Source organism: Corallococcus terminator, from assembly GCF_003611635.1.
In the GTDB taxonomy this organism is placed as follows: Bacteria; Myxococcota; Myxococcia; order Myxococcales; family Myxococcaceae; genus Corallococcus; species Corallococcus terminator.
In genome coordinates this window covers 1-1,127 of sequence record NZ_RAVZ01000684.1, presented here as the reverse complement: position 1 = coordinate 1,127, position 1,127 = coordinate 1, and the positions used below count along the sequence as shown (strand labels likewise).

1 protein-coding gene and 1 pseudogene are annotated in these 1,127 nt (G+C 72.3%); both read right to left on the bottom strand.

The window, feature by feature from the left end:
- Nucleotides 1-279: pseudogene (locus tag D7V88_RS41485) on the bottom strand (class I SAM-dependent rRNA methyltransferase); the annotation flags it as partial.
- Between the two features lie 8 nt (nt 280-287).
- On the bottom strand, nt 288-1,127 hold an 840-nt coding region (locus D7V88_RS41480; RefSeq protein ID WP_120545958.1), incomplete at its 5' end, for a metallopeptidase family protein.

Sequence of the window (1,127 nt, the reverse complement as noted above, 5' to 3'; positions counted from 1 at the left end):
GCGGGCCAGGGCGGCCTCCACGCGGCGGATGAAGAAGGCGTCGTCCACCTTCTCTTCCGCGGGGCTCTTGCGCGTGAGCAGGCGGATGGCGAGCGGGGAGCGGCGGGCATAGAGCGCCTGCCCGATGGGGTTGCCCTGGGGGTCCACCACCGCGACCACCGCGCCGGGCGTGTCGGTGGCGGGGGGCTCCATCAGCTCCGTGCGGTACAGCCAGGGGGTGCCTCGACGCAGCGTCTTGGCGCCCTTCAAGCTGACACGGGCAGTGGGTAGGGAAGGCATGTGGGGGCTCACTCCAGGCCGCGTGCGGCCAGTTCCTCGTCGTCCTCCCCTCGCAGATGCCCGATTTCATGCAGCAGTGTCACGCGAATCTGTTCGCGCAGCTCCTCGGGCGAGCGCACGGCCCGGGCCAGGTTGCGCCGGTAGAGGGCCACGGAGCGGCACGGCGTCTCCGTTCCGTCGCAGGGTTCGCCCAGGGACGGGCCCCGGAACAGGCCCAGGATGGTGGGCGACAGGGGCGGCTGGTTGGCGAGCAGGTCATCCTCCGAGGGAATCTCCTCGGTGGCCACCGGCACGCCCTCCAGGTCCTTGCGCATGTCCTCCGGCAGGTCCGCCAGGGCCTTCGTCACCTGGGCCCGGAACTCGTCCGGCGTCGGCAGGGGCGGCGGGGGGAAGTCCTGGGGCTCCAGCGTGCGGGCCCGGTCGAAGTGCGCCTGGGCCTGCGTCCAGCGGCCCTCGCGCTCAAGCAGCAATCCCAGGTGCTGGTGCGCGTGCGCCGCGCGCTCCTTGTCCGTCAGGAGCGAGGCGAAGGCCGCCTTCGCCTCGCGGAAGCGGCACAGTTCGAAGAGGGCCAGGGCCTTCTCGTACTTCGCCTCCAGGTTGCCCGGCTCGCGGGCCAGCACGATGGCCGCGCGCTCCAGCGCCTGATCCGCCTGCCCCAGGTCGTTGAAGGCCATGGCCGCCACCAGCGCCAGGGACGGGATGAGCTCCGGGGGCGTGGAGGGTTGGGACAGGCCCCGTTCCGCATAGAGCGCGCCCAGTTCGTCCCGTTCGCGCGTGGAGGGCATCTGCACCGCGTACAGGTGCGCGGCGCCCAGGAGCGCGTCCGGGTCTCCCGGATCGATGGCCAG